A 23396-nucleotide genomic window follows, 5' to 3' on the forward strand; every position below is an offset into this window, starting at 1 on the left:
ATGAGTTAAAATTAATAGTCTGCGCCTATCCATTGCTGTGATTATGAAATAAAAAAGCGATCAAAGTCATAAAGTTAGCGGTAGAGTTACCGATAACGCTGATCGTCTGAGAAATAATCACATCGATGGAGTAAATATGTTCTTACACAACGTTAAAATCGGCACGAAATTATTTCTGGCGTTTGGATTCTTTATTGTCCTGATGGGGATAAGTGCGAGTTTATCTCTGTTGAGCCTGAACCGGGCAAATAACGGGATGCAATCCATCATCACCAGCGATTATCCCACGACCGTAAAAGCCAACCAGTTAATCGAAAATTTTCAGGAATTTATTAGCACCCAACAGCTGATGCTGCTGGACGATCAGGGCACTTACACGGCGCAGTCAGAGCAGCATCTGAAGGCGATCAGCGAGCGTATCACCCTGATCCTCGGGGAGCTGGACAAGGCCCTCCAGGATAAGCAATCCCAGCAGGTGCTGGCCGATATTCGCGGCGTTCGCCAGCAGTATCTTGACTCCCGCTATCGCATTTTGCAGGCGGTGCAGAACAACGATCGGGCGGGGGCGATTCAGGAGATGATAACCAACACCCTCAGCCTGCAGCAGGCTTATAAGGCGAAGGTGCAGGCGCTGATTGCGATCCAGAACACCCAGATGCAGCGCGCAGGTGAAGAGGTGGAGGGCGATTTTAAAAGCAACCGCCTGGTGCTGATCCTCATCACGCTCTTCAGCGTGGTGGCGGGCAGCCTGATGGGCTGGTTTATCGTGCGCTCCATTACCCGTCCGCTGGGCGAGGCGGTGGGCTTTGCCCAGTCCATTGCCGAGGGCGATCTCACCCGCAACATTGCCTCGCACGGGAAAGATGAAACCGGCCAGTTGCTCACGGCGCTGATGGAAATGAAAGCCCGTCTGCTGGAGATTGTGCAGCAGGTGCAGACCGGTTCGGAGAGCATCTCCAGCGCCGCGGCGCAGATTGTGGCGGGCAACCAGGATCTGGCGGCGCGTACCGAAGAGCAGGCCAGCTCCGTTGAACAAACGGCGGCGTCGATGGAGCAGATCACCGCGACGGTGAAAAATACCGCCTCACATACCGGCGAGGCGACGAACCTCTCTGCGGACGCTGCCCGGGTGGTGAAACACAACGGCGAGATGATGCAGCAGGTCACCAGCAAAATGCGCCTGATTAACGAGACCTCCAACCGGATGTCCGACATCATCAATCTGATCGACTCCATCGCCTTCCAGACCAATATCCTGGCGCTGAACGCAGCGGTAGAAGCGGCGCGCGCGGGCGAGCATGGCCGCGGCTTTGCGGTGGTGGCCGGTGAAGTTCGCCAGCTGGCGCAGAAAAGCGCCACCTCGGCCAGCGAAATTCGTCAGCTGATTGAAAGCTCAACCAGCCAGACCCAGGACGGGATGGCGCTGGTGGAAAAAGCCAGCGGGCTGATTAATGGCATGGTGGGTAACGTGGAGGAGATGGATGTCATCCTGCGTGAGATCCGCCAGGCAAGCCATGAGCAGACGGAAGGCATCTCGCAGATCAACAGCGCCATTGGCCTGATTGACTCCACCACCCAACAGAACTCCGCCCTGGTGGAGGAGTCCGTTGCGGCGGCATCATCCCTTAACGAGCAGGCGATGAACCTGAAAGCGCTGGTGAAAGTGTTCCGCGTCGCCGCCGCTTAATCGAGCTGGGAGATCTCCAGCGCCGCGCGGTCGATCACGCCGATAATCTGTTTGATCTGCGCGTCGCTGGTCTCTCCCTGATTCACCTTCAGATCCAGCACCGCTTTAAAGTTATCCAGCGCCCGCTTCATCTGCGGGTTTTTGCGCAGCTCAAAGCCCACGCAACGCGCTTTGACGCGCGCCAGAATGTGCTCCAGATGGTCTATGTTTTCATCCAGCCACTGCTGTCCGGCAACGGTGATCTCAATCTTTTTACGCCCGTTCTCCTCCTCTTTAAGCGTAATAAACTGCTGATCCTCCAGAAAATCGAGCGTCGGGTAGATGACGCCCGGGCTGGGGGTGTAGTTGCCCTGGGTCAGGGTCTCGATCGCCTTAATCAGCTCGTAACCGTGGCTGGCGTTGCGGGTCAGGATATCGAGGATCACCAGCCGTAATTCGCCGTGTCCAAAGAAGCGCTGGCGGCGGCCGCCGTGATGGTGTTCGCCGCCGCGTCCGCGGTGAGGGTGATCGCGGTGGTCATGGTCGTGAGAGTGTCGCATCGTCTTTCTCCGTATTTTTGATATATCTAATTTATATCTAAATCTTAAAAACAAGCAACGTCGTCGCACGTAATTTATTTAAGTTACTAATATTTAAGGTTTTTAATGTGTGTGGTTGGCTTTGGGATTGCGAAATCTTTCTATATCAAAAAAATCTTGCAATTCTGCTTATTAGCAATCATTATCATTTAACTTTCATTTCCGATATATCGATTTCACTTTCACGAAGGCACATTATGACCACTACCCGCTACCCTCAACGTGTCCGCAACGACCTGCGCTTTCGCGAGCTGATTGTGCTCCGCGTGGAGCGCGTCAGTACCGGTTTTCAGCGCATCGTACTGGGCGGCGAAGCGCTGGAGGGCTTCAGCTCCCGCGGCTTCGACGACCACTGCAAACTCTTTTTCCCGGAACAGGGCACGACCTTTGTTCCTCCGGTCGTGACGGACGAGGGCGTGGAGTGGGGTGAGGGCGTCCGTCCGCAGGCGCGGGATTACACCCCGCTGTATGATGCGGCCCGTCACGAGCTGGTGCTCGATTTCTTTATCCACGACGGCGGCGTGGCAAGCCAGTGGGCGGTAGAGGCAACGCCGGGAGATACCCTCTCTATCGGCGGCCCGCGCGGTTCGCTGGTGGTGCCGGAAGATTACGCCTGGCAGCTGTACGTCTGTGATGAGTCGGGCATGCCCGCCCTGCGCCGTCGTCTGGAGACCCTGCGCGCGCTGCCGGTGCGCCCGGAAGTGCACGCCGTGGTGACCGTGAGCGATGCCGCCTGTCAGGACTATCTGGCGCACTTAAGCGAGTTCAACATCACCTGGGTGGTGGGGCATAACGAGCAGGCGGTGGCGGATCGTCTGGCGGCGCTCAGCGTGCCGGCAGACGATTACTTCATCTGGCTGACGGGGGAAGGGAAGGTGGTGAAAAACCTGAGCCGCCTGTTTGAAACCGACGCCATCGATCAGAAGCTGGTGCGTGCCAGTGCGTACTGGCACGCCAAATAGTCAGGCCACGTCGTCGAGCTGCGCTTCGCTGACCTGATGTTCCAGCGAGGCGCGTACATCGTGCAGGGCTTTCTCCTGCTGGGCGAAGTAGGCTTCCATGTTGCTCAGCGAGGAGACCAGCAGCCAGGACTCCTCTTTTTCCAGCTCCGCCAGCTCGCTCACCAGGGTGTCGATCTGTTCGCGAACCTGGGCCATTTTTTTGCGGATACGCGTCAGATCGTTTAGCCGGTCGCTGGCCATCAGCGGCTCCAGCCCCTGATGCAGGCGGGCCACCAGGGAGCGGATCGCTTTCACGTCGCCGCGCTGCTTCGCCTGGTTGAGCTGCACCATCATGGCGTTCGCCTCTTCTTTCAGCTCGTCCGCCACCAGATCCGGATGACAGAGCTTGCTCGCCTGGCGCCAGAGCCGTTTTAACTCGTTCTGATCCTCTTCGGACAGGTCTTTGCCTTTGCGCAGCCGGATCTCCGCCTCATGCTGCTGCTCGCGGTATTTTTCATACTCGTCGTTGGCTTCATCCCGCGCCTGGCGGGCGGGCTCCTCTTCCCGGGTTAAGCCCGTTTCCAGCTCCTGGGCTTCGGCCAGCAGGTTGGCAACCAGGTTGCTTTGCTGCTGCAGTTGTTTGCGCGCCGTGGCGGCCTGCACCGAGTCGGCAGGCAGATCCCGCCAGTGTCGGGTCAGGGTAGCCAGCACTTCCACCGCCTGGGCGACATACTGCTGGCAGCGGCGGTAATCCGCTTCCCGGCGGCGCGCCTCCGCCTGCTGGCGGCGCAGATTCAGCTCCGCCAGGGTTTTACGCAGGGCGAGGATCTGGCTCATCAGCGGGCCGAGGCGGGTGAGGTAGAGATCGTTAAATTCGTCCAACTGCTGGACGCGGGCGTTACGGCGATCGATGAGATCGCGCAGGCGTTCTTCCAGCGCTTTCAGCTCCAGCTTGCTGGCGGCCAGCTGCGGATCCCGCCAAGTGGTAACGGCACGCTGGCTCTGTAGCCATTCGGTAATGGCCGCCATCGCCCCGGTGTAGTTTTTCTGCTCAAGCGCCACGACGATCGCCTGAAGCTCATCGTCAAAGGCTTCGCTTTTTAACCGTGCCAGCTGACTCTCGATGATGTCGTCATCTTCCAGTTCGATAGCATTTTTAATGATTTCCAGCCGTTTGATCGGTGTGCTCATGATGCTTTTCGCTTTTGCGCTTAAGTATTTGAGTTAAGGATAGTTGTCAGGAAAACAACAGGGAATAATACACATGTCTGATGAATGGCGCGACGGGGGAATGCGTTAATTTTGCGCGCGGCAAGCTCGCAGCGGCGGCCTCGCCCGCTACGGCGCCAGGCTGAACGGCAAAGTGCTGGATCTGACTCTCCGTGATGCGGTCAATAATCTCACCACCGGGGCTGGCAGCCAGCAAATACATATTAAAAGGAAATGATGCTGGCAAATATAAACAGGCTGCCGTGCACCCGCCATACTCACCCCTGTATCCTGCTTTTCATAAACCGCGCTTATAGTTTACTGTCGATATTAAGCTTTGCGTGCTATATTTTTGCTGGATTAATCTCTCGCCTGAGTAACATAAAGCGAGATTTTATCTTTATATTGGGGGGTACTGCTGGCAGAAAGTGGAGAAATTACGCGATCTGTCGATAAGCTTGTACATAGTATTAGCTCTACGTAATATGCATTAGAATATTTACTAAGCAAATATGACTACCCGTAAAGGGAATGCCCTATAGCGGTTGTTAATCACCGATCCCCTTTACATGTTCGTATTCCCACAAAAAGGTTGTCCCTGGCAAAGTCATGCAGGAAACAAAAAAATACTGACTTGTAAATCACGAGTAATGCCATGAAAAATTATGATGATTTGCAGCGTTTCAAGGATAAAACGCGCACCGGTGACATCAACTTCAAGGACTTGTCTGCGCAGAACAAGCAGGCTTCCAGTAGCGGCTGGGCGATCATCAACCAGCTGGCAGGTGTGAATAACGACGCGGTGCTGGCGAAAGCGGGCAGCGTTGCCGTACCGGTTCCCCAAGCAGTGCAACCTGGAGAGCTGGATGCTGCCTTTGCCAGCCTGACGAAGGCGCCTGCCGTTTCCTCGCCGTCGATCATGCAAAGCATGAATGTTGACCGCGCCGAAACAGAGGCGCCGATTCAGCCTGCGCCCTCGCTGTTCGATCAGCTTAAACCTGAGGTAGCAAGCCCGCCGCCGGTGAAAGAGGCCCCTGCGCCGCAACCTGAGTTCCAGGCAACGCCTGCGCCGGTGGTGCCCATTGCGCAAGCCACTCCCGCGCCAAAACCTGCAGAGCCGGTGCGCTTTGAGCAGCTGTTCGCCACCAAAGCGTCTGAACGTGCCAGCCATCCGGTGAAAGATCTTCCGTTACAACCGCTCCTGGAGAGAATCGCTTCATGCCGTTAGTGTGTATTTGCTCGCCAAAAGGCGGAGTCGGGAAAACTACGGTCACGGCCAACCTCGCTTATGCTCTGGCACGTTCCGGCAGTAAAGTTCTGGCCATTGACTTCGACGTACAGAACGCGCTGCGTCTGCATTTTGGCGTGCCGTTATCTGACGGACGCGGCTACGTTGCCCGCGCCAATGAATCCGCCGACTGGAGCCAGTCGGTGCTGACGGCGGGCAACAATATGTTTGTCCTGCCCTACGGTGAAGTGACGGAAGAGCAGCGCCTGATCTTTGAACATAATCTCACCAGCGACAGCAATTTCCTGGCGCGTGGGTTAAGTTCTCTGCTGAACTACCCGGGGCTGGTCATTCTGGCCGACTTCCCGCCAGGGCCGAACCCGGCGCTGAAGGCGATCTCCCCGCTGGCCGATATGCACCTGGTGACCCTGCTGGCCGACACCGCATCGCTGTCACTGCTGCCACACATTGAAAACCACCGGCTGACCGGCGGCGAACCGCCGAACAACAAGGCCGGATACTATTTCCTGGTGAACCAGAGTGACAACCGGCGCCATATCAGCCGTGACGTCACCGCCTTCTTACAGCAACGCCTCGGCGATCGCCTGCTTGGTGTGATCAACCGGGATGAAAGCGTGCCTGAGGCCAATGCCTCACAGCAATCGATACTGGATTTCAGCGCCACCTCGGCGGCGGCGTTCGATATCGAGCTGGTGAGTAAGCGTATCGCGGGCATTTTGGGTATCCAGGTGGGGGACGGCGCCGTACACGCCAACCTGAGAACCTCCAGTTTCTGACGACAATTTCCAGGGACGTCCTATGAAAAAGGCGCTGTTTTATCTACTGCTATTGGTCTTAGCACCTATCGCCGTGCTCATTATTATCACCCCAATGGATAGCCAGAAGCAGTATATCTTCGGCTTAATCAGCATTGGGGCGCTGCTGCTGCTCGGCTTTAGCAAACATCACCGCGTATCGGTAATCATGATGATCGTGGCGGTGTTAATGTCCACACGATATATCTGGTTCCGGGCCACGCAGACGCTGCACTTTAATTCCGAAATTGAGGCCATCCTGGGGATCGGGTTATTTCTCGCCGAACTCTATATCTGGATAACCATTATTTTGAGTTATCTGCAAAACCTTTTTCCGTTACAGCGCAAGATTGTGCCGCTGCCGGATGATATGTCGCAGTGGCCGACGGTGGATATCTATATCCCGTCCTATAACGAAAGCCTGGACGTGGTGCGCGATACCGTGCTGGCGGCGCAGTGCCTGGATTATCCGGCGGATAAGCTGAAGATCTATCTGCTGGATGACGGCAAGCGCAGCGAGTTCGCGGTGTTTGCCGCCAACGTCGGGGTAGGGTACATCACGCGTAACGACAACTCCCACGCCAAAGCGGGCAACCTCAACCACGCGATGAAGCTCACCAAAGGCGAGCTGATCTGCGTCTTTGACTGTGACCATGTGGCGACGCGTATCTTCCTGCAGGCGACGGTTGGAGCCTTCCTGCAGGATCCGAAGCTGGCGCTGATGCAGACGCCGCACTACTTCTATTCGCCGGATCCGTTCGAGCGTAACCTCTCCGCAGGCCGCGATATCCCTAACGAGGGGCAGCTTTTCTATGGGCAGATCCAGCGCGGTAACGATAACTGGAACGCCACCTTCTTCTGCGGCTCATGTGCGGTGATCCGTCGTAGCGCGCTGGAAGAGATTGGCGGCTTTGCGGTGGAAACCGTTACCGAAGACGCCCACACCGCGCTGAAGATGCAGCGCCTGGGCTGGAAGTCGGCCTATCTGAATATTCCGCTGGCCGCAGGGCTGGCGACGGAGCGCCTGGTGGTGCACGTGATCCAGCGTACCCGTTGGGCGCGCGGCATGACGCAGATTTTGCGGGTCGATAACCCCCTGCTGGGCCGCGGCCTGAAGTGGCAGCAGCGTCTGTGCTACCTCAACGCCATGCTCTCGTTCCAGTTTGCGTTGCCGCGCGTGGCGTTCCTCACCGCGCCGCTGGCCTACCTGCTGTTTAACCTGAACATCATCCACTCCTCGGCGAGCCTGATTTTCGCCTATATGCTGCCGCACCTGTTCCTCTGTATCTATGTGAACTCGCGGGTCAACGGGCGCTTCCGCTACAGCTTCTGGGGGGAGATCTATGACCTCGTGCTGGCCTTCCATCTGGTGCTGCCGACGGTGATCACCCTGATCTTCCCGAAACGCGGCAAGTTCAACGTAACCGATAAAGGCGCGCTGCTGGACGTGGGCTATTTCGACTTCAGCATTGTCCGCCCGCACCTGATCATCGCCGTATTGCTGGCGGCAGGGGTGGTCGCCGGGATCACGCGCGCCGTCGCGCATGACTATTTCAACGTCGATCCGATGGTTATCGCCCTGAACGTCGGCTGGGGTATCTACAGCCTGATCTTCCTGCTGGCGGCCATTGCCGTGGCGCGTGAAACCCGACAGACGCGTAAGACGATCCGTATCGATGCCAACGTGCCGGTGGTGATCCACTACGCCAGCGGCATCTCCTCGCGCAGCCATACTCTGGATCTCTCCATGGGCGGCTGCCGTATTGCGGTGGTGGACGACCGTCACCTGACCGATGAGATCGAAGAGATTGAGCTACAGCTGCAATCCGGGGCGATCAGTATTCCGGTGAGCGTCATTGCCCACGATGAGCAGTACATTCGCCTGATGTTCGCCGAGATCCCGCTGGAGCGCCGTCGCGAACTGGTGCGCGTGGTGCTGGCCCGCGCCGATGCGTGGATCAACCCGCCTAAGCCGCAGGACAACCCGTTCCGCTCGTTGTTTATCATTATTCGCAGCGTATTTGATCTGTTCTGGCTGACCTGGAAAGACCGTCGTAATAAGCGTCGTCAACGCCATGAGGATGCAGGGCGCAGGAATAACGCCACCGAGGATACCGCTGTATGAAAGGGATGACCCGCAAAGCGCTGCAGATGTTGTTTGTATTTGGCGTCCTGGCGCAGCCGGTGACGGCGGAAGAGCCGACCACCGTGGAATCGCTGCTGCCGGTGGATCTCCCGCCGCCGGGGACCGACGCGGCGCAGCCCGTTGCGGATGCGGCGCCAGCTTCTCTGCCTGCACCCGATACGCTGCCCGCTTTCCAGACCCCACCGGCGGCAGAGGCGGCTGCGGAACCGGCTGCCAGCCCGGCGCCGGAGGCCATGCCGGTGACGCCCGATGCCGTTCCTGCTTCTCCGGTGCCGATGGGGATCACCCCTGGCACCAGCAGCAGCATCACCGTTGCCCAGATGGGGCAGCCCAATGGTGTGGTGTTAAGCGGTGGGCAGCTTCAGGGGGGGATCGATTTCACCCTCTCGGCGGACCAGGTGATCACCAATGCCCAGCTGGAGCTGAACCTGAAGGTCTCTCCGGCGATGGCGGCCCGTAATACCACCCTGCAACTGATGCTTAACGGCCAGCCGCTGGGAACCGTGCCGTTGGGCTCTGCCGACAGCAACGTGTCGAGCTATCAGCTTGAGATCCCGGCGGCGATGGTGGTGTCACGCAACAACATCAGCTTCAAAATCAACGACGGCGACGCCCTGTTGTGCCAGCGGGATCTGTCGGACAATTATCAGGTCACCATCATGCCGAACACGCGTCTCGACCTGGAGGCGCAGCAGCTGAACATTGGCGCGGATCTGAGCCATTTCCCGCGTCCGTTCCTTGATGAGATGCAGATGACGCCGACCACGCTGACCTTCGCCTTCCCGGCCAAAACCCTGCCGGAGCAGGTGGGCGCGGCGGCGCTGATCGCCTCGTGGCTGGGGATCGAAGCGGACTACCGCGGTATTTCGTTTGACGCCCTGCATGACCAGCTGCCGGAGAAAAACGGCATCCTGTTCGGCAAACCGGGCGAGTCGATTGGCGGCCTGACGCTGCCTGCCTCTAACGGGGCGATGCTCCAGGTGGTGGATAACCCGGCCAACCCGATCTACAAACTGCTGCTGGTGGTGGGCAATAACGAGCAGCAGTTGAAAAGCGCCGCATGGCGTCTGACCCGCGGAGAGTTTAGCGGCCAGACCACCAGCCTGCCGGTGGAGGCCCAGAACATCCCGGTCAGCAAACCTTATGACGCCCCGCGCTGGATCGCCACCGACCGCCCGGTGCTGCTGAGCGAGCTGATGCGTAAAGATCAGAGCCTGACGGTGACCGGCATCTGGCACGAGCCGCTGACCCTTGGGTTCCGTGCCGCACCGGATCTCTTTATGTGGGATGGCGACACCATTCCGCTGAAAATAGCCTATCGCTTCCCGTCCGAAAGCTGGATCGACGAACAGCGTTCGTACCTATCGATGACCTTTAACGGCACCTTCCTGCGTAACCTGCCGGTTAACAAACAGGGCCTGCTGGAAGGGCTGTGGCACAAGCTTGGCGGCGATGCGCGCCAGGAGAACTTTGTCATGCCGCTGGAGCCCTATCTGATTTACGGCGACAACCAGCTGCAGCTCTATTTCAACATCCAGACCAAAGAGACCGCGCCGTGCAGCGTGCTGCTCAATAACAACATCAAAAGCCGTATCGACGAAGATTCCAGCATCGATCTGAGCAATTCGCGCCACTTCGCGCTGCTGCCAAATCTCTCTTACTTCGTCGGCGCATCGTTCCCGTTTACCCGTCTGGCGGACTTCTCGCAGACGGTATTACTCCTGCCGGAAAACCCGAGCGAAAGCGAGATTGGCACGCTGCTGGATCTCGCCGCCCGCTCCGGTAACGCCACCGGGACCGCGCTGAACAACAACCGCGTGATGTTCGGTCTGCCCTCTGGCGGGGCGAACCTGCTGCGCCTGAGCAACAGCGATGTGCTGGCGGTCTCCACGCTGGACCAAACCGCCTTCAACCGCGCGCTGCTGGCCCAGTCGCCGTTTATCAGCAACGAACACACCTTTGGGGTGCGCGAGCCGAAGATGCTGGAAAAAGCGCAGCGCTTGCTGGAGGGCGACTGGAACGCGTCGGGCGTCGATGCCGACCGCTACTTCTCGTCGAACGAATCCTGGCGCGGCTTTGTCAGCTTCCGCTCCCAGTGGAACCCGCAGCGGCTGGTGGTGATGGCGATTGGCAGCAATGACCAACAGCTTTCGCGTCTGCATAACGATCTTAACTCGGCCCGCATCAACGCCGGGATCCGCGGCGATACGGCGATCATCACCGATGAAAACGGCGTGCGCAGCTTCCGCGTCGGCCCGCAGTTCCCGAGCGGCCAGATGCCCTGGTACATGATGGTGGTGTGGTATGCCACGCAGCACTCCGCCATGCTGGCAATTTTTGGCCTGCTGTTCGCGACGATTATTGGCCTGAGCCTCTACTCGTTACTGAAAAAACGCGCGCATAAACGACTTAACCCACAGGATTCAGATCGTGAGTAAGGGTGGTAACACTATGGAAAATAAAAACAAAACCGCCAGACATCTGCCTGTGCTTTGCCTGTTCAGCGGGCTGGCGCTCGGGGGCCTTCAGGGCGCCCAGGCGGCGGATGCCGCGCAGTCGGCCAATAACCCGGCGCTGAAAGCGCTGTTCGACCAGGCGAACTACTGGCACGAAAAGTCTCACGATAACCTGGCGATGGAATCGCTGAAAAAAGTGCTGATGGTGGACCCCAACAACACCCAGGCGCTCTACCTGATGGCGCTGTGGTCACAGCAGGCTGGGGACATGAAAGGGGCCGCGCAGTGGCGTGAGCGCTTAACGGCGGTCTCGCCGCAGGATGCGAATCTACAGGCGCTGGATAACGCCAAACAGATGCAGCAGGTGCCGCGCGGGCAGCTGGAGCTGGCCCGCCAGCAGGCGCGCAGCGGCAATATTCCCGCCGCGCTTAGCACCTGGCAGAGCCTGTTTACCGGCAACCAGCCGCCGCCGAGCCTGGCCCCGGAATACTATCTGACCATGGCGGGGGACAAATCCCTCTATCCGCAGGCGGTAAGCGAGCTGCGTCAGCTGCGCGTGCAGTACCCGCAGGATAACAACGTCAAAATTGCGCTGGGCAAAGTGCTCACCTATCAGGAGAGCACCCGCCGCGAGGGGATGGATATTCTCCAGGATCTGGCAAGCGGCAGTCAGGACGCGGATAAATCCCTGCGTCAGGCTCTGCTCTGGCTGGGGCCGCAGGCGGGTGACGAAGCCTATTACCAGACCTACCTCCAGCGCCATCCCACCGATACCGCAGTGCAGGATTACTTCCGTAAAAGCATCGGCGGGGCGGCCAAAGGCGAAGGCTATGTGGCGCTGAACAGCGGCAATACCGACACCGCCCGCAGCCAGTTTGAGCAGGCGCTGAAGACCAACCCGGAAGATGCCGACGCGCTGGCCGGGATGGGCTACGTGGCCCTGCGCAAGGGCGACTACGCCGCAGGCGCGCAGTACCTGAACCGTGCGGCAAGCCTGGGCGGAAGCGCCTCTGAGGAGCGCAAGCAGCAGGCGCAGGATGCCGAGTTTTACGGCCAGCTGGCCCAGGCGCAGGCGGCTTACAAACAGGGTAACGTCAGCCAGGCGCTGGCCCTGAGCGCACCGCTCGCCCAGCGCAGTGGCGAACAGGGGGCGGCGGCGAAGCTGTTCCGCGCCGACGTCCAGCGGCATAACAAAGATTACACCTCGGCGGAGCAGACCCTGCGCGGCCTGCTGACCGAGCAGCCGAACAACGGCGCGGCGCGGGAAAACCTCTACTACGTCCTGCGCGAGCAGAACAAAACCGCCGAAGCCCAGGCGATGTTGCAGACCCTGCCGGCCAGCCTGCAGGCGAGGCTCCAGCCGCGCGTCTCCGGCGGCAACCCGACCGATCCGTTGCGTCGTCAGGCGCAGCAGGCGGCGGCCAACGGCGATCCGCAGCGCGCCATTGCGCTGTTGCAGCAGGGGACGGCCCGCTATCCGTCCGATCCCTGGCTGCGTCTCGATCTTGCGCGTCTGTTGCAGAAACAGGGACGCGACGCAGAGGCGGCCAACACCATGGCACCGGCCTTCCGCCCGAACGCCAGCAACAGTGAACTCTACGCTGCCGCGCTGTTCGCCAGTGAAAACAACGCCTGGCAGCAGTCGCAAACCCTGCTGTCGCGCATTCCAGCCTCCAGCCAGAATCGCGATATGCGCGAGCTGTCGCAGCGGGTCAACTACAACCTGCAGATGAACGTCGCCGAGCGCTATCTGGCGCAGGGCGATCGCACCGCGGCGGCCAACACCCTGAAAGCCCTGGCGGCGCGTCCGCCACAAAGCCCGGCGGATGCGGGCAAGCTGGCGCGGATGCTGGCCCAGAGCGGGGATGTCACCACTGCGGTGAGCGTGGTCCACGACAACATGCGCCGCGGCGTGCAGGGTAACGCCGGGGATTATGCCGATCAGGTGGCGGTGCTCAATCAGGCGGGGCTGGGCAGCGAAGCCCAGGCCTGGCTTGCCAGCCCGGAGTTGCAGTCCCGCAGTACGCCAACCCAGCTGGCGAGCATTCGTAACGGCTACGTGATCAACGAGGCCGATCGTCTGCGCACCCAGGGCAACTATGCCGCGGCCTACGACAAGCTGATCCGCGCCATGCAAAACGATCCGCAGAACACCGATCTGATGTTTGCGATGGCCCGCGTCTATCAGTCCGGCAAGATGAATAAAGAGGCAGGGGTGGTCTACGACTACCTGATGACCCGCGATACCCCGCAGCAGGATGCGCGGGCCGGGGCGATCGATGTGGCCCTGGCCAGCAAAAATGTCGATAAAGCGAAGCAGCTGAGCGCCGGGCTGACCAACGACGGTACGCCGGAGCGCCTGCTGCTGCTGGCGCGGGTCTCCGAGGCGGAAGGTAACCATCAGCAGGCGATGAGCTATCTGCGCACCGCGCGCGGCAAGCTGCTCGGCCTGCAGAATAACACCGGTGAAACCGCCCCAATGCTGGGCGGCCTGGCACTGGCCGACAACCCGTTTGTAGGAACCTCTAGCACCGGCGAGGTGGCGGCGTCGCCGTCCCTCTACGGCCAGGCGATGCCGTGGCAGGTGGCCCAGCTGGCGCGTAATCCACAGACCGCGCCGCCGGGTACCGTGCGCACCGATCTGCCGGTGGAAACCGCCCAGGCCGGTACGCTGCGCCAGGTGGATAACATGATGGAGATGCTGGTGGATAAAACCGCCACCTGGGCACGGGGATCAACCTCCCTGCGCGCGCGTGACGGCGAAGATGGGCTCAGCAAGCTCACCGAGATCAAGGCGCCATTGCAGTGGTCCACCGTGCCGTTCGGGGATTCCCGCCTGGACGTTAACGTCACGCCGATAAGCCTCGATGCGGGTACCTCGTCCGATGAATCCAGCCGCCGGTTTGGTACCGGGGCGCTGATTCAGGGCGGCGTGGCCGAAGAGCTCTATAACGCCTCCACCACCACGCCGCCTGAGCTGCCGAATATCGACAAAATCAAGGTGCCGTCCCAGGGCTCGCAAAGCGCTCAGGGTGTGGAAGTGGCGATGGCGCTCACCGGGGATCAATACAAAATTGACGTTGGCTCCACGCCGCTGGGTCAGGATCTGAATACTGTAGTGGGTGGGATCCAGTGGTCGCCCCAGCTGACCGATTACCTCAAGCTGGTGCTTACCGGCGAGCGTCGTGCGGTGGTAGACAGCCTCCTCTCCTATGTTGGCGTTGAGGACAAATACAGCGGCAAGAAGTGGGGCCAGGTCACCAAAAACGGCGGCAGCGCGCAGCTGAGCTATGACAATACCGATGCAGGTTTCTACGCCGGGTTTGGCGTGTATGACTACGTCGGGGAGAACGTGCCGAGCAACACCAGCGTCACCGGCTCTGCGGGGGTCTATTTCCGCCCTTACTACGCCGCCGACCGCGAGCTGAAAGCCGGCATCAACATGAACTACATGAACTTCGACAAAAACCTGAGCTACTTCAGCTACGGGCAGGGGGGCTATTTCAGTCCGCAGGACTATATCAGCGTCTCCTTCCCGGTGGATTACACCCAGAAATATGACAACTGGAACCTGGGGTTAGGCGCGTCGATTGGTTATCAGTCCTACTCCCAGGATGAGAGCCCGTACTTCCCGACGGACGCGGCCATGCAGCGCCAGCTGGAAGATTACGTCTCCCGTGGTTTCGCCAAAGAGGCGTTCTACAAAGGCAACAGCGAAAACGGCCTGGGCTACAACCTGCGCGCGTCCACGGACTACAAACTCAACAAAGATATGACCATCGGCGGGCAGATTGGGTATGACACCTTCGGTGATTACAACGAAAGCACCGCAAGCCTCTACTTCCGCTACCTTCTGGGGAATAAATAATGAACGATCAACAGCTTTTGCACTATTACCAGCATCAACAGTCCCAGTCGGGCTGGTTTGGACTGATCCACGTGATGGTTGAGACGATGGTGGCGAACGTCGGCGAGGCGCAGAGCCGCGCCTTTCTCGTGCAGATGGGCGATACCCTGGGCGAGCGCTTCCCGCTGACGCTGGCGCACACGGTGGGCGAACTCGAAGAGCAGATCAACGCCCGGCTGGCGGCCTTTAACTGGGGCTATATTGATATTGATGCCAGCGACACGGCGATCCGCATCGTGCATACGGCATTGCCGGTGCCGCCTGAAGAGGCAAAGCAGATGGCCTGGAACCATGCCTTCAGCGCGGTGCTGGAGGGGCTCTACGCCCGCTGGCTGCGCGAGCAGGGCGGAAAATCGCACGTTTCACTGTGGCGGGAGGCATCCCCCTCGGCTACGGTTATCCATTTCAGATATCAAAACAATCAATAAGGATCGGCCATGTGGCAGCGAATTAAAATCGTGGTTCTGGCGCTGGGGCTGTTGTTAAGCCATCAGGTTTTCGCTGGAAGCGCATGGGAGAGTTACAAGGCGCGGTTTTTGATGCCGGATGGTCGCATCATTGATACCGGCAACAACAGCGTGAGCCATACCGAGGGGCAGGGCTTCGCCATGATGATGGCGGTGCGCAACAACGATCGCGCGGGTTTTGACAAAATCTGGAGCTGGACCAAAAAGAATCTGCAAAACCCACAGACGGGCCTGTTCTACTGGCGCTTTAACCCGGTGGCCGCCGATCCGGTTATGGATAAAAACAATGCCACCGACGGCGATACCTTTATCGCCTGGGCGCTGTTAAAGGCGGGCACCCAGTGGAATGACAGCAATTACCTGAACGCGTCGGATGCCATCACCAAAGAGCTGGTGGCCCGCAATGTGATCAGCTTTGCCGGTTACCGCGTGATGCTGCCTGGCGCGAAAGGCTTTAACCTCAACAGCCATGTGAATCTCAACCCCTCCTATTTTATCTTCCCGGCCTGGGAGGATTTCGCGAAGCGCAGCCATCTGACGGTGTGGCGTGATTTGATCAATGACGGGCAGAAGCTGCTGGTGAAAATGCGCTTCGGCAACACGCAGCTCCCGGCGGACTGGGTTTCACTGTACGCCGACGGGCGCGTAACCCCGGCCAAAGAGTGGCCGGCGCGCTTCAGCTACGATGCGATCCGCGTGCCGCTCTACGTGAAGTGGTATCAGCCAACCAGCCCGCTGATGGCGCCATATACCGCCTACTGGGGACGTTTTTCCCGTACCCAGACGCCAGCCTGGGTGAACATCACCACCAACGATCCGGCGCCCTATATGATGGACGGCGGCCTGCTGGCGGTGCGTGACCTGGCGATGGGGCAACTCCCGGCGGGCGAGCCGCAGATCACGGCTCAGGAGGATTACTATTCTGCGAGTCTGAAGATGCTGGTGTCGCTGGCAAGGTAAGTTTTACCTTCCTAAGGTGAGATTCTGGAAAGCGCCTCGCAAGAATGACTTGCGGTGGCGCTTTTTGTTTTGTGTGGGGGAGAGCAGGGCGTAGAGTCTCCTCGTTGCGGTGAAACCTGCAACCGGGCGTAGGAACCCGCTTTAGTACAAGGTGACCCAGATTCACGATCTGGTGTCCTGCCAGCGCGTATCCCGATATGATTACAGTGGCGCTGGCGGAGCAGCCGAAAGGCTGGCCGATCCCCTTGTACGTCGGCATTCCTACCTCCGTCAGCGTCACCCCCCGAGCGTAGGAACTCTGGTGGTGATCTTATTTCTCGTACAAGGAGGATGCCTTATGGCTACGATCCCAACCCTGACTTACCCCGAATCTGACGAAAGCGTTATCCGCCACTTGCTCACCTCGCCCCTGCCTGCCTCTGCTGACCTGTTTGAGGTCACGGATCGTTGCGCGGCTCTGGTAACAGTTCTGCTTGAAACTAAAGAAATTACCGCGCGTCTGGCGTTATGCGGACGGCTGTCGCACGTGCTCACCCGACTGGCGCAACTGTGTGATGAAGATTTACCCCCACACCTTATTGCCCAGCTCACCGTTGATGAGCTGCCGGATTCCGCCATGCCGGACTGCTGGCAGGATACCTGTTTGATGGTGGGATATCTGCGTTCGCTGAATCAGGCGTTACTGGGGAATATGCTGCCGGGCGCAGTCGCGGAGGATCTGACCGGGCTGCTGCACGATCTGGTGTATATCTTGCGGGATTATGTGAGGGAGCCGTACCGGACGCACTGAGAGCGTGCTAGAAGCTACTTATTAGTGTTAGCGTAAAAAAAAGCCACTCACTGGAGTGGCTTAATTCTTTGATTTTAAAGCCAAAATCTGGTGGCCCCTGCTGGACTTGAACCAGCGACCAAGCGATTATGAGTCGCCTGCTCTAACCACTGAGCTAAGGGGCCGTGGCGGAGGATTATAAAGTAACTGCTCGCTGCAATCCAGCCATACGCACCTGCCTGCTGTTTTTATAAACAACGCATTTTCAATCTTTTATACTTAAAGCCTGAATCAATAAGCAGGAGTAATAATGATCAGCGATATCCTGGCGCCAGGCCTGCGGGTGGTGTTCTGCGGCATCAATCCGGGCAAGTCCTCTGCCCATACCGGTTTTCACTTTGCCCATCCGGGGAATCGCTTCTGGAAAGTGATTTACCAGGCCGGGTTTACCGATAAATTGCTCAAGCCGGAAGAGGAGCAGCAGCTGCTGGATACCCGCTGCGGCATCACCATGCTGGTGGAGCGGCCCACGGTGCAGGCGAGTGAGGTAAACCTGCATGAGCTACGCAGCGGCGGGCGCGAGTTGGTTAAAAAGATGGAGGACTATCAGCCCGCGGCGCTGGCGGTCCTCGGCAAGCAGGCGTATGAGCAGGCTTTTAGCCAGCGTGGGGTGCAGTGGGGAAAGCAGAAGATCACCATCGGCGTAACGCAGGTGTGGGTGCTGCCCAATCCGAGCGGCCTGAACCGGGCAACGCTGGAGAAGCTGGTGGAGGCGTACCGGGAGCTGGACGAGGCGCTGGTGGTGCGGGGGCTTTAGGCTCTGAAGCATCAGCCATAAAAAAAGCTCCCCGTAGGGAGCTTTTTTACATCAGGACGAATTAGTCGTCCAGGAAGCTACGCAGCACTTCAGAGCGGCTCGGGTGGCGCAGTTTACGCAGCGCCTTCGCTTCGATCTGACGGATACGTTCGCGGGTAACGTCGAACTGTTTACCCACCTCTTCCAGCGTGTGGTCGGTGTTCATATCGATACCGAAACGCATACGCAGGACTTTCGCTTCACGGGCGGTCAGGCCAGCCAGTACGTCGTGGGTGGCGGCACGCAGGCTCTCGGTGGTGGCAGAGTCCAGCGGCAGCTCGAGGGTGGTATCCTCGATGAAATCACCCAGATGCGAATCTTCATCATCACCGATTGGTGTTTCCATGGAGATTGGCTCTTTAGCGATTTTCAGCACCTTACGGATCTTGTCTTCCGGCATCAGCATGCGCTCGGCCAGCTCTTCCGGCGTGGGCTCGCGGCCCATCTCCTGCAGCATCTGGCGGGAGATACGGTTGAGCTTGTTGATGGTCTCAATCATATGCACCGGAATACGGATGGTGCGCGCCTGATCCGCGATAGAGCGGGTGATCGCCTGACGGATCCACCAGGTTGCGTAGGTGGAGAACTTATAACCACGACGGTATTCGAACTTATCAACCGCTTTCATCAGACCGATGTTGCCTTCCTGAATCAGATCCAGGAACTGCAGACCGCGGTTGGTGTACTTCTTGGCGATAGAGATAACCAGACGCAAGTTCGCCTCAACCATCTCTTTCTTCGCACGGCGGGCTTTCGCTTCACCGATGGACATACGACGGTTGATGTCTTTTACCTGCTCGATGGTCAGGCCGGTCTCTTCTTCAATCTGCTGCAGTTTCTGCAGGCCACGATGTACCTCTTCAGTCACGTCGCGCAGTTTTTCAGACCACGGCTTGTTCATCGCGATAGCGGCGTTGAACCAGGTCTCGCTGGTTTCGTTGCCGGTGAAGAGGGTGATGAAGTTCTTCTTCGGCATTTTGCACTGTTCAACGCACACCTTCATGATGATGCGTTCCTGGGTACGTACGCGATCCATCATCACGCGCATGCTGTTTACCAGGTAATCGAACTGTTTTGGCACCAGACGGAACTGTTTGAACACTTCAGAGAGCTTCAGGATCTCTTCCTGAGCGGCTGCGTGGCTGCGGCCTTTCGCTTTGATCGTGTCGCGGGTAACGACATACTGCGCGCGCAGTTCAGCGAACTTCTCGCGAGCCAGTTCAGGGTCGATGCTGTTGTCATCATCGCTGCTGTCGTCATCGCCATCTTCGTCGTCTTCGTCTTCGTCATCATCCATCTCTTCCTGAGAGAGTTCAGAACCGACGTGCGTCGCCGTTGGGGCCATGTCTTCTTCCGCGTTCGGATCGACAAAACCGGTGATCAGATCGGAGAGGCGGGCTTCTTCTGCCTCAACGCGATCGTACTGCTCCAGCAGATAGGTGATCGCTTCCGGGTATTCGGCAACGGAACACTGCACCTGGTTGATCCCGTCTTCGATACGTTTAGCGATGTCAATTTCGCCTTCGCGGGTCAACAGTTCAACGGTACCCATTTCGCGCATGTACATGCGAACCGGGTCGGTGGTGCGGCCGATTTCAGATTCAACGCTCGACAGAACCTGTGCAGCAGCTTCCTCTGCATCTTCGTCAGTGTTGTTTGAGTTTTCAGCAAGTAACAGATCATCGGCATCAGGGGCTTCTTCCATCACCTGAATACCCATGTCGTTGATCATTTGGATGATGTCTTCGATCTGATCGGAGTCGACGATATCTTCCGGCAGATGGTCATTGACCTCGGCATAGGTCAGATAGCCTTGCTCCTTACCACGTTGGACAAGAAGTTTCAGCTGTGACTGCGGGTTTTGCTCCATAAGACGGTATCCACACTTATTCGTTTGATTGGTGTCGGCGATACGGCTGCCAACCTTTAAAGCGAGGGCGTACTTGTATTTTTGCCGCTGCCTCTCAGTGCGGCTGTCGGGATCTACCCGATCGATATTCGGCACTTAAGCCGTTAAATACTTTTGTCTTTCTGTTATTTCTTTGCCAGCTCCTGGCTAATCATCCAGAGCTCCCGGCGTTCTTCGCTGCTTAAACCGTGTGTGCGCTCGCGAGCAATCAACTCTTCCTGGCGCAGTTCAAGCATCGAATCAAACATATGGTTGAGCGAGTCGGTGAAGGTCTCTTCAGCAATCTCTTTATCTGCTATATCGTCCCACATCGACAGTTTTTCAAGGGTTGCGGAGGCTTTTGTTCCGCGATAGTGCTCTAAAAGTTGCCCGGTGGTCAGACCTGGCTGTGACAAACAAGTGTTGACCAGTTCTGCAAATAAGCCAAGTCCGGGCAGCTTTTCGTGGTCTAAACCCGCCAGAGAGGGCACGCGTGGGGCCAGCTCCGGGTTTTGCACCAACAGTCCTATCAGTATACGCATGGTTGTGCGTTTTAGCTGAGGCGCGGGGCGAACCGCTCCGCTTTCAGCCAGTTTTGGCATTAAACGTTCAAGCTGGCTGTCATCCAGGATGCCAAGTTTCTTGCCCAGCTCCTGGCGCAGATAGATGCGCAACGTTTCGCCCGGCACCTGAGTAATCAGCGGTAACGCCAGCGTGCTCAGCTGGGCGCGGCCATCCGGGGTGCTCAAATCTACCTGCGGCATCAGGCTGTTAAACAGAAACGTGGAGAGCGGCTGAGCCTGCTCCATCCGCGCTTCAAATGCCGCTTTGCCCTCTTTACGCACCAGCGTATCCGGGTCTTCGCCGTCGGGCAGGAACATAAAGCGCAACTGGCGCCCGTCGGTCATATAAGGCAGCGCCGTTTCCAGCGCGCGCCAGGCGGCTTCGCGTCCGGCCCGGTCACCGTCGTAACAGCAGACGACCGTGTTGGTCACCCGGAACAGCAGCTGGATATGGTCGGCAGTGGTAGAGGTACCCAACGACGCCACGGCATAGTTAATGTCGAACTGCGCCAGCGCCACCACATCCATATAGCCTTCGACCACCAGCAGCCGCTGCGGTTCAGCGTTATTCTGCTGGGCTTCATACAGGCCATACAGCTGGCGGCCTTTATGGAAAATATCGGTTTCCGGGGAGTTGAGGTATTTCGGCAGGGCATCGCCCAGCACGCGGCCACCAAAACCAATTACCCGGCCACGCTTGTCGCGAATAGGGAACATCACCCGTTCGCGGAAGCGGTCATAGCTACGTCCCTGGTCGTTAGTGACCAGCATGCCCGCGTCGATGAGTGATTTACGATCTTCGCTATTGCCGCCAAAACGCTTCAACACGTTATCCCAGCCGGGCGGGGCGTAACCAATAGCGAAACGCGCAATAACATCGTCGCTCAGTCCGCGCTTGTTCAGATACTGACGCGCAGGCTCAGCAGCAGGTTGCTTGAGAGACTGTTGGTAAAACGAATTCAGGCCATCCATCAGCTGATACAGCGTTTGTCGTTGATGACGCTCTATCTGGCTGGGGCCACTGCCTGCTTCATAAGGCACTTCAAGATTGTGCATGGCAGCCAGCTCTTCGACGGTTTCAACGAACTCGAGCTTGTCGTAGTTCATCAAAAAGTCGACGGCGTTGCCGTGCGCGCCACAGCCGAAGCAGTGGTAGAACTGCTTTTCACCGTTTACGGTGAAAGAGGGGGTTTTTTCGTTATGGAATGGACAGCACGCGTGATAGTTCTTGCCCTGCTTCTTCAGCTTTACCCGCGCGTCGATGAGATCGACAATGTCGGTTCTTGCCAGCAGATCGTTGATAAATACGCGTGGAATTCGTCCAGCCATAGGCCCCAGAAATTTTTAGGAACGTATAAACGAAAACAAGCCGCGCATTCCTTCCGGAAGCACGGCCTTACGACTACTACTCTGTCTGACGACTGAGGACGTGCGTCCTCAATAGATTAGTACAGACGAGTACGGCGTGCGTTTTCGCGAGCCAGTTTCTTCGCGTGACGTTTCACAGCAGAAGCTTTAGCGCGCTTACGTTCGGTCGTTGGTTTTTCATAGAACTCACGACGACGAACTTCAGCCAGAACACCTGCTTTCTCGCATGAACGCTTGAAGCGACGCAGTGCTACGTCGAACGGCTCGTTTTCACGTACTTTAATTACCGGCATGTAACTCTCACCTTTATAAATTCGGTTTGCCGCTGGCATCAACGCCAGCTTATTTCAAAATGGTGCGGAATTTTACTGCAATTGCTGCTGCTTTGTAAAGCACCGCGGCCGTTTTTGAAAGGGGACTTTTATAAGGGTGAGGAGTATACACGAAGTGAACTCCAGGGGTGAGGAAAGTTTTACATCAACCCGCCCAGGCTCTACACTGCGCGGTATCTGAGTGAGGTAAAACAAGTCATGCGTGTACTGGGTATTGAAACATCCTGCGATGAAACCGGCATCGCGATCTACGACGATGAAAAAGGGCTGGTCGCCAACCAATTGTATAGTCAGGTAAAATTGCATGCCGACTACGGTGGCGTCGTGCCAGAACTGGCCTCCCGCGACCATGTGCGTAAAACCGTGCCCCTGATCCAGGCGGCGCTGAAAGAGGCTGGCTTTACGGCAAAAGATATTGACGCTGTGGCCTACACGGCGGGTCCGGGTCTGGTGGGGGCGCTGCTGGTGGGCGCCACTATCGGACGTTCGCTGGCGTTCGCGTGGGATGTTCCGGCTATCGCGGTTCACCATATGGAAGGGCATCTGCTGGCGCCGATGCTGGAAGAGAATCCCCCTGAATTTCCGTTTGTGGCGCTGCTGGTTTCCGGCGGTCATACGCAATTGATCAGCGTCACCGGTATTGGCCAGTACGAACTGCTGGGCGAGTCCATTGACGATGCGGCGGGTGAAGCGTTCGACAAAACCGCCAAGCTGCTGGGGCTCGATTACCCTGGCGGCCCGATGCTGTCGAAAATGGCCTCGCAGGGCACCGAAGGGCGCTTTGTCTTCCCGCGGCCAATGACCGACCGTCCGGGTCTGGATTTCAGCTTCTCCGGCCTGAAGACCTTTGCCGCCAATACCATCCGGAATAATGACGACGACGAGCAGACACGCGCCGACATCGCCCGCGCCTTTGAAGATGCGGTGGTGGATACCTTAATGATCAAGTGCAAACGCGCGCTGGATCAGACCGGCTTTAAGCGCCTGGTGATGGCGGGGGGCGTTAGCGCCAACCGCACGCTGCGCGCGAAGCTCGCTGAGATGATGCAAAAACGCCGCGGTGAAGTCTTCTATGCCCGCCCGGAATTTTGTACCGATAACGGGGCGATGATCGCCTATGCCGGTATGGTGCGTCTGAAATCGAACGCCACGGCGGATCTCAGCGTCTCCGTGCGCCCGCGCTGGCCACTGTCCGAACTGCCTGCGGCCTGATCTTTCACCCGGCC

Annotated in this window: 17 protein-coding genes and 1 tRNA gene; 12 read left to right on the plus strand and 6 right to left on the minus strand. The window is 58.1% G+C overall.

Annotated features, from left to right (window positions below; genetic code table 11):
- Positions 1-136: 136 nt before the first annotated feature.
- Positions 137-1687, plus strand: a complete 1551-nt coding sequence (locus tag ACT3IC_RS12760; RefSeq protein WP_473477692.1) for a methyl-accepting chemotaxis protein — start codon at positions 137-139, stop codon at positions 1685-1687.
- Here ACT3IC_RS12760 and ACT3IC_RS12765 read toward each other — a convergent pair.
- On the minus strand, positions 1684-2226 hold the full coding sequence (locus ACT3IC_RS12765; protein WP_159339918.1) for a PadR family transcriptional regulator: 543 nt from the start codon (positions 2224-2226) through the stop codon (positions 1684-1686). The two genes, ACT3IC_RS12760 and ACT3IC_RS12765, sit on opposite strands and share 4 nt — an antisense overlap.
- A 236-nt stretch (positions 2227-2462) precedes the next feature.
- Here ACT3IC_RS12765 and ACT3IC_RS12770 point away from each other — a divergent pair, with 236 nt between their 5' ends.
- Positions 2463-3227, plus strand: a complete 765-nt coding sequence (locus ACT3IC_RS12770; RefSeq protein ID WP_159339919.1) for a siderophore-interacting protein — start codon at positions 2463-2465, stop codon at positions 3225-3227.
- Here the strand turns inward: ACT3IC_RS12770 and ACT3IC_RS12775 are convergent, their stop codons facing one another.
- Positions 3228-4397, minus strand: coding sequence for a coiled-coil domain-containing protein (locus ACT3IC_RS12775; protein WP_159339920.1), 1170 nt, complete (start codon positions 4395-4397; stop codon positions 3228-3230).
- A 673-nt stretch (positions 4398-5070) separates the two neighbouring features.
- Between ACT3IC_RS12775 and bcsO the strand changes: the two genes are divergently transcribed.
- From bcsO to ACT3IC_RS12815, 8 genes are all read left to right on the plus strand, one after another.
- The gene (gene bcsO, locus ACT3IC_RS12780; protein ID WP_473477696.1) at positions 5071-5643 is read left to right on the plus strand and encodes a cellulose biosynthesis protein BcsO; all 573 of its coding nucleotides are present in this window, start codon (positions 5071-5073) and stop codon (positions 5641-5643) included.
- On the plus strand, positions 5634-6440 hold the full coding sequence (bcsQ, locus tag ACT3IC_RS12785; RefSeq protein WP_156655247.1) for a cellulose biosynthesis protein BcsQ: 807 nt from the start codon (positions 5634-5636) through the stop codon (positions 6438-6440). Before bcsO ends, bcsQ begins: the two co-directional genes overlap by 10 nt.
- Positions 6441-6462: 22 nt before the next feature.
- Positions 6463-8583, plus strand: a complete 2121-nt coding sequence (gene bcsA, locus ACT3IC_RS12790) for a UDP-forming cellulose synthase catalytic subunit (RefSeq protein ID WP_114316629.1) — start codon at positions 6463-6465, stop codon at positions 8581-8583.
- Positions 8580-11042 (plus strand): cellulose biosynthesis cyclic di-GMP-binding regulatory protein BcsB, encoded by a 2463-nt coding sequence (bcsB, locus tag ACT3IC_RS12795; protein ID WP_473477699.1) that lies wholly within the window; start codon positions 8580-8582, stop codon positions 11040-11042. The genes bcsA and bcsB overlap by 4 nt, the downstream gene beginning before the upstream one ends.
- Before the next feature lie 13 nt (positions 11043-11055).
- Positions 11056-14928, plus strand: a complete 3873-nt coding sequence (locus ACT3IC_RS12800; protein WP_180210936.1) for a cellulose synthase subunit BcsC-related outer membrane protein — start codon at positions 11056-11058, stop codon at positions 14926-14928.
- A complete protein-coding gene (gene bcsD, locus ACT3IC_RS12805; RefSeq protein ID WP_180210935.1) occupies positions 14928-15395 on the plus strand; it encodes a cellulose biosynthesis protein BcsD in 468 nt (155 codons plus the stop codon). The genes ACT3IC_RS12800 and bcsD overlap by 1 nt, the downstream gene beginning before the upstream one ends.
- Before the next feature lie 9 nt (positions 15396-15404).
- On the plus strand, positions 15405-16394 hold the full coding sequence (locus tag ACT3IC_RS12810; protein WP_473477703.1) for a family 8 glycosyl hydrolase: 990 nt from the start codon (positions 15405-15407) through the stop codon (positions 16392-16394).
- A 337-nt stretch (positions 16395-16731) separates the two neighbouring features.
- Entirely contained in the window at positions 16732-17184 is a 453-nt protein-coding gene (locus ACT3IC_RS12815) for a hypothetical protein (protein ID WP_103177085.1), read from the plus strand.
- 88 nt (positions 17185-17272) lie between these two features.
- On the opposite strand, the gene ACT3IC_RS12820 is transcribed toward ACT3IC_RS12815, so the two are convergent.
- Positions 17273-17348, minus strand: a tRNA-Ile gene (locus ACT3IC_RS12820).
- A 125-nt stretch (positions 17349-17473) separates the two neighbouring features.
- On the opposite strand from ACT3IC_RS12820, the gene mug reads away from it, so the two are divergent.
- Positions 17474-17980: a G/U mismatch-specific DNA glycosylase gene (gene mug, locus ACT3IC_RS12825; RefSeq protein WP_103177016.1), complete on the plus strand. Its 507-nt coding sequence runs from the start codon at positions 17474-17476 to the stop codon at positions 17978-17980.
- A 61-nt stretch (positions 17981-18041) separates the two neighbouring features.
- On the opposite strand, the gene rpoD is transcribed toward mug, so the two are convergent.
- The 3 genes from rpoD to rpsU form a co-directional block, all read right to left on the minus strand.
- On the minus strand, positions 18042-19931 hold the full coding sequence (rpoD, locus tag ACT3IC_RS12830; RefSeq protein ID WP_255410825.1) for an RNA polymerase sigma factor RpoD: 1890 nt from the start codon (positions 19929-19931) through the stop codon (positions 18042-18044).
- Positions 19932-20053: 122 nt separating this feature from the next.
- Complete coding sequence (dnaG, locus tag ACT3IC_RS12835; RefSeq protein WP_103177014.1) at positions 20054-21799, minus strand: DNA primase; 1746 nt, start codon at positions 21797-21799, stop codon at positions 20054-20056.
- Between the two features lie 116 nt (positions 21800-21915).
- On the minus strand, positions 21916-22131 hold the full coding sequence (gene rpsU, locus ACT3IC_RS12840; protein ID WP_001144069.1) for a 30S ribosomal protein S21: 216 nt from the start codon (positions 22129-22131) through the stop codon (positions 21916-21918).
- Positions 22132-22368: 237 nt separating this feature from the next.
- Between rpsU and tsaD the strand changes: the two genes are divergently transcribed.
- Entirely contained in the window at positions 22369-23382 is a 1014-nt protein-coding gene (gene tsaD / locus ACT3IC_RS12845; RefSeq protein WP_103177013.1) for a tRNA (adenosine(37)-N6)-threonylcarbamoyltransferase complex transferase subunit TsaD, read from the plus strand.
- The last annotated feature ends 14 nt before the right edge of the window (positions 23383-23396 follow it).

The organism is Leclercia sp. GHBNCSD, from assembly GCF_055805075.1.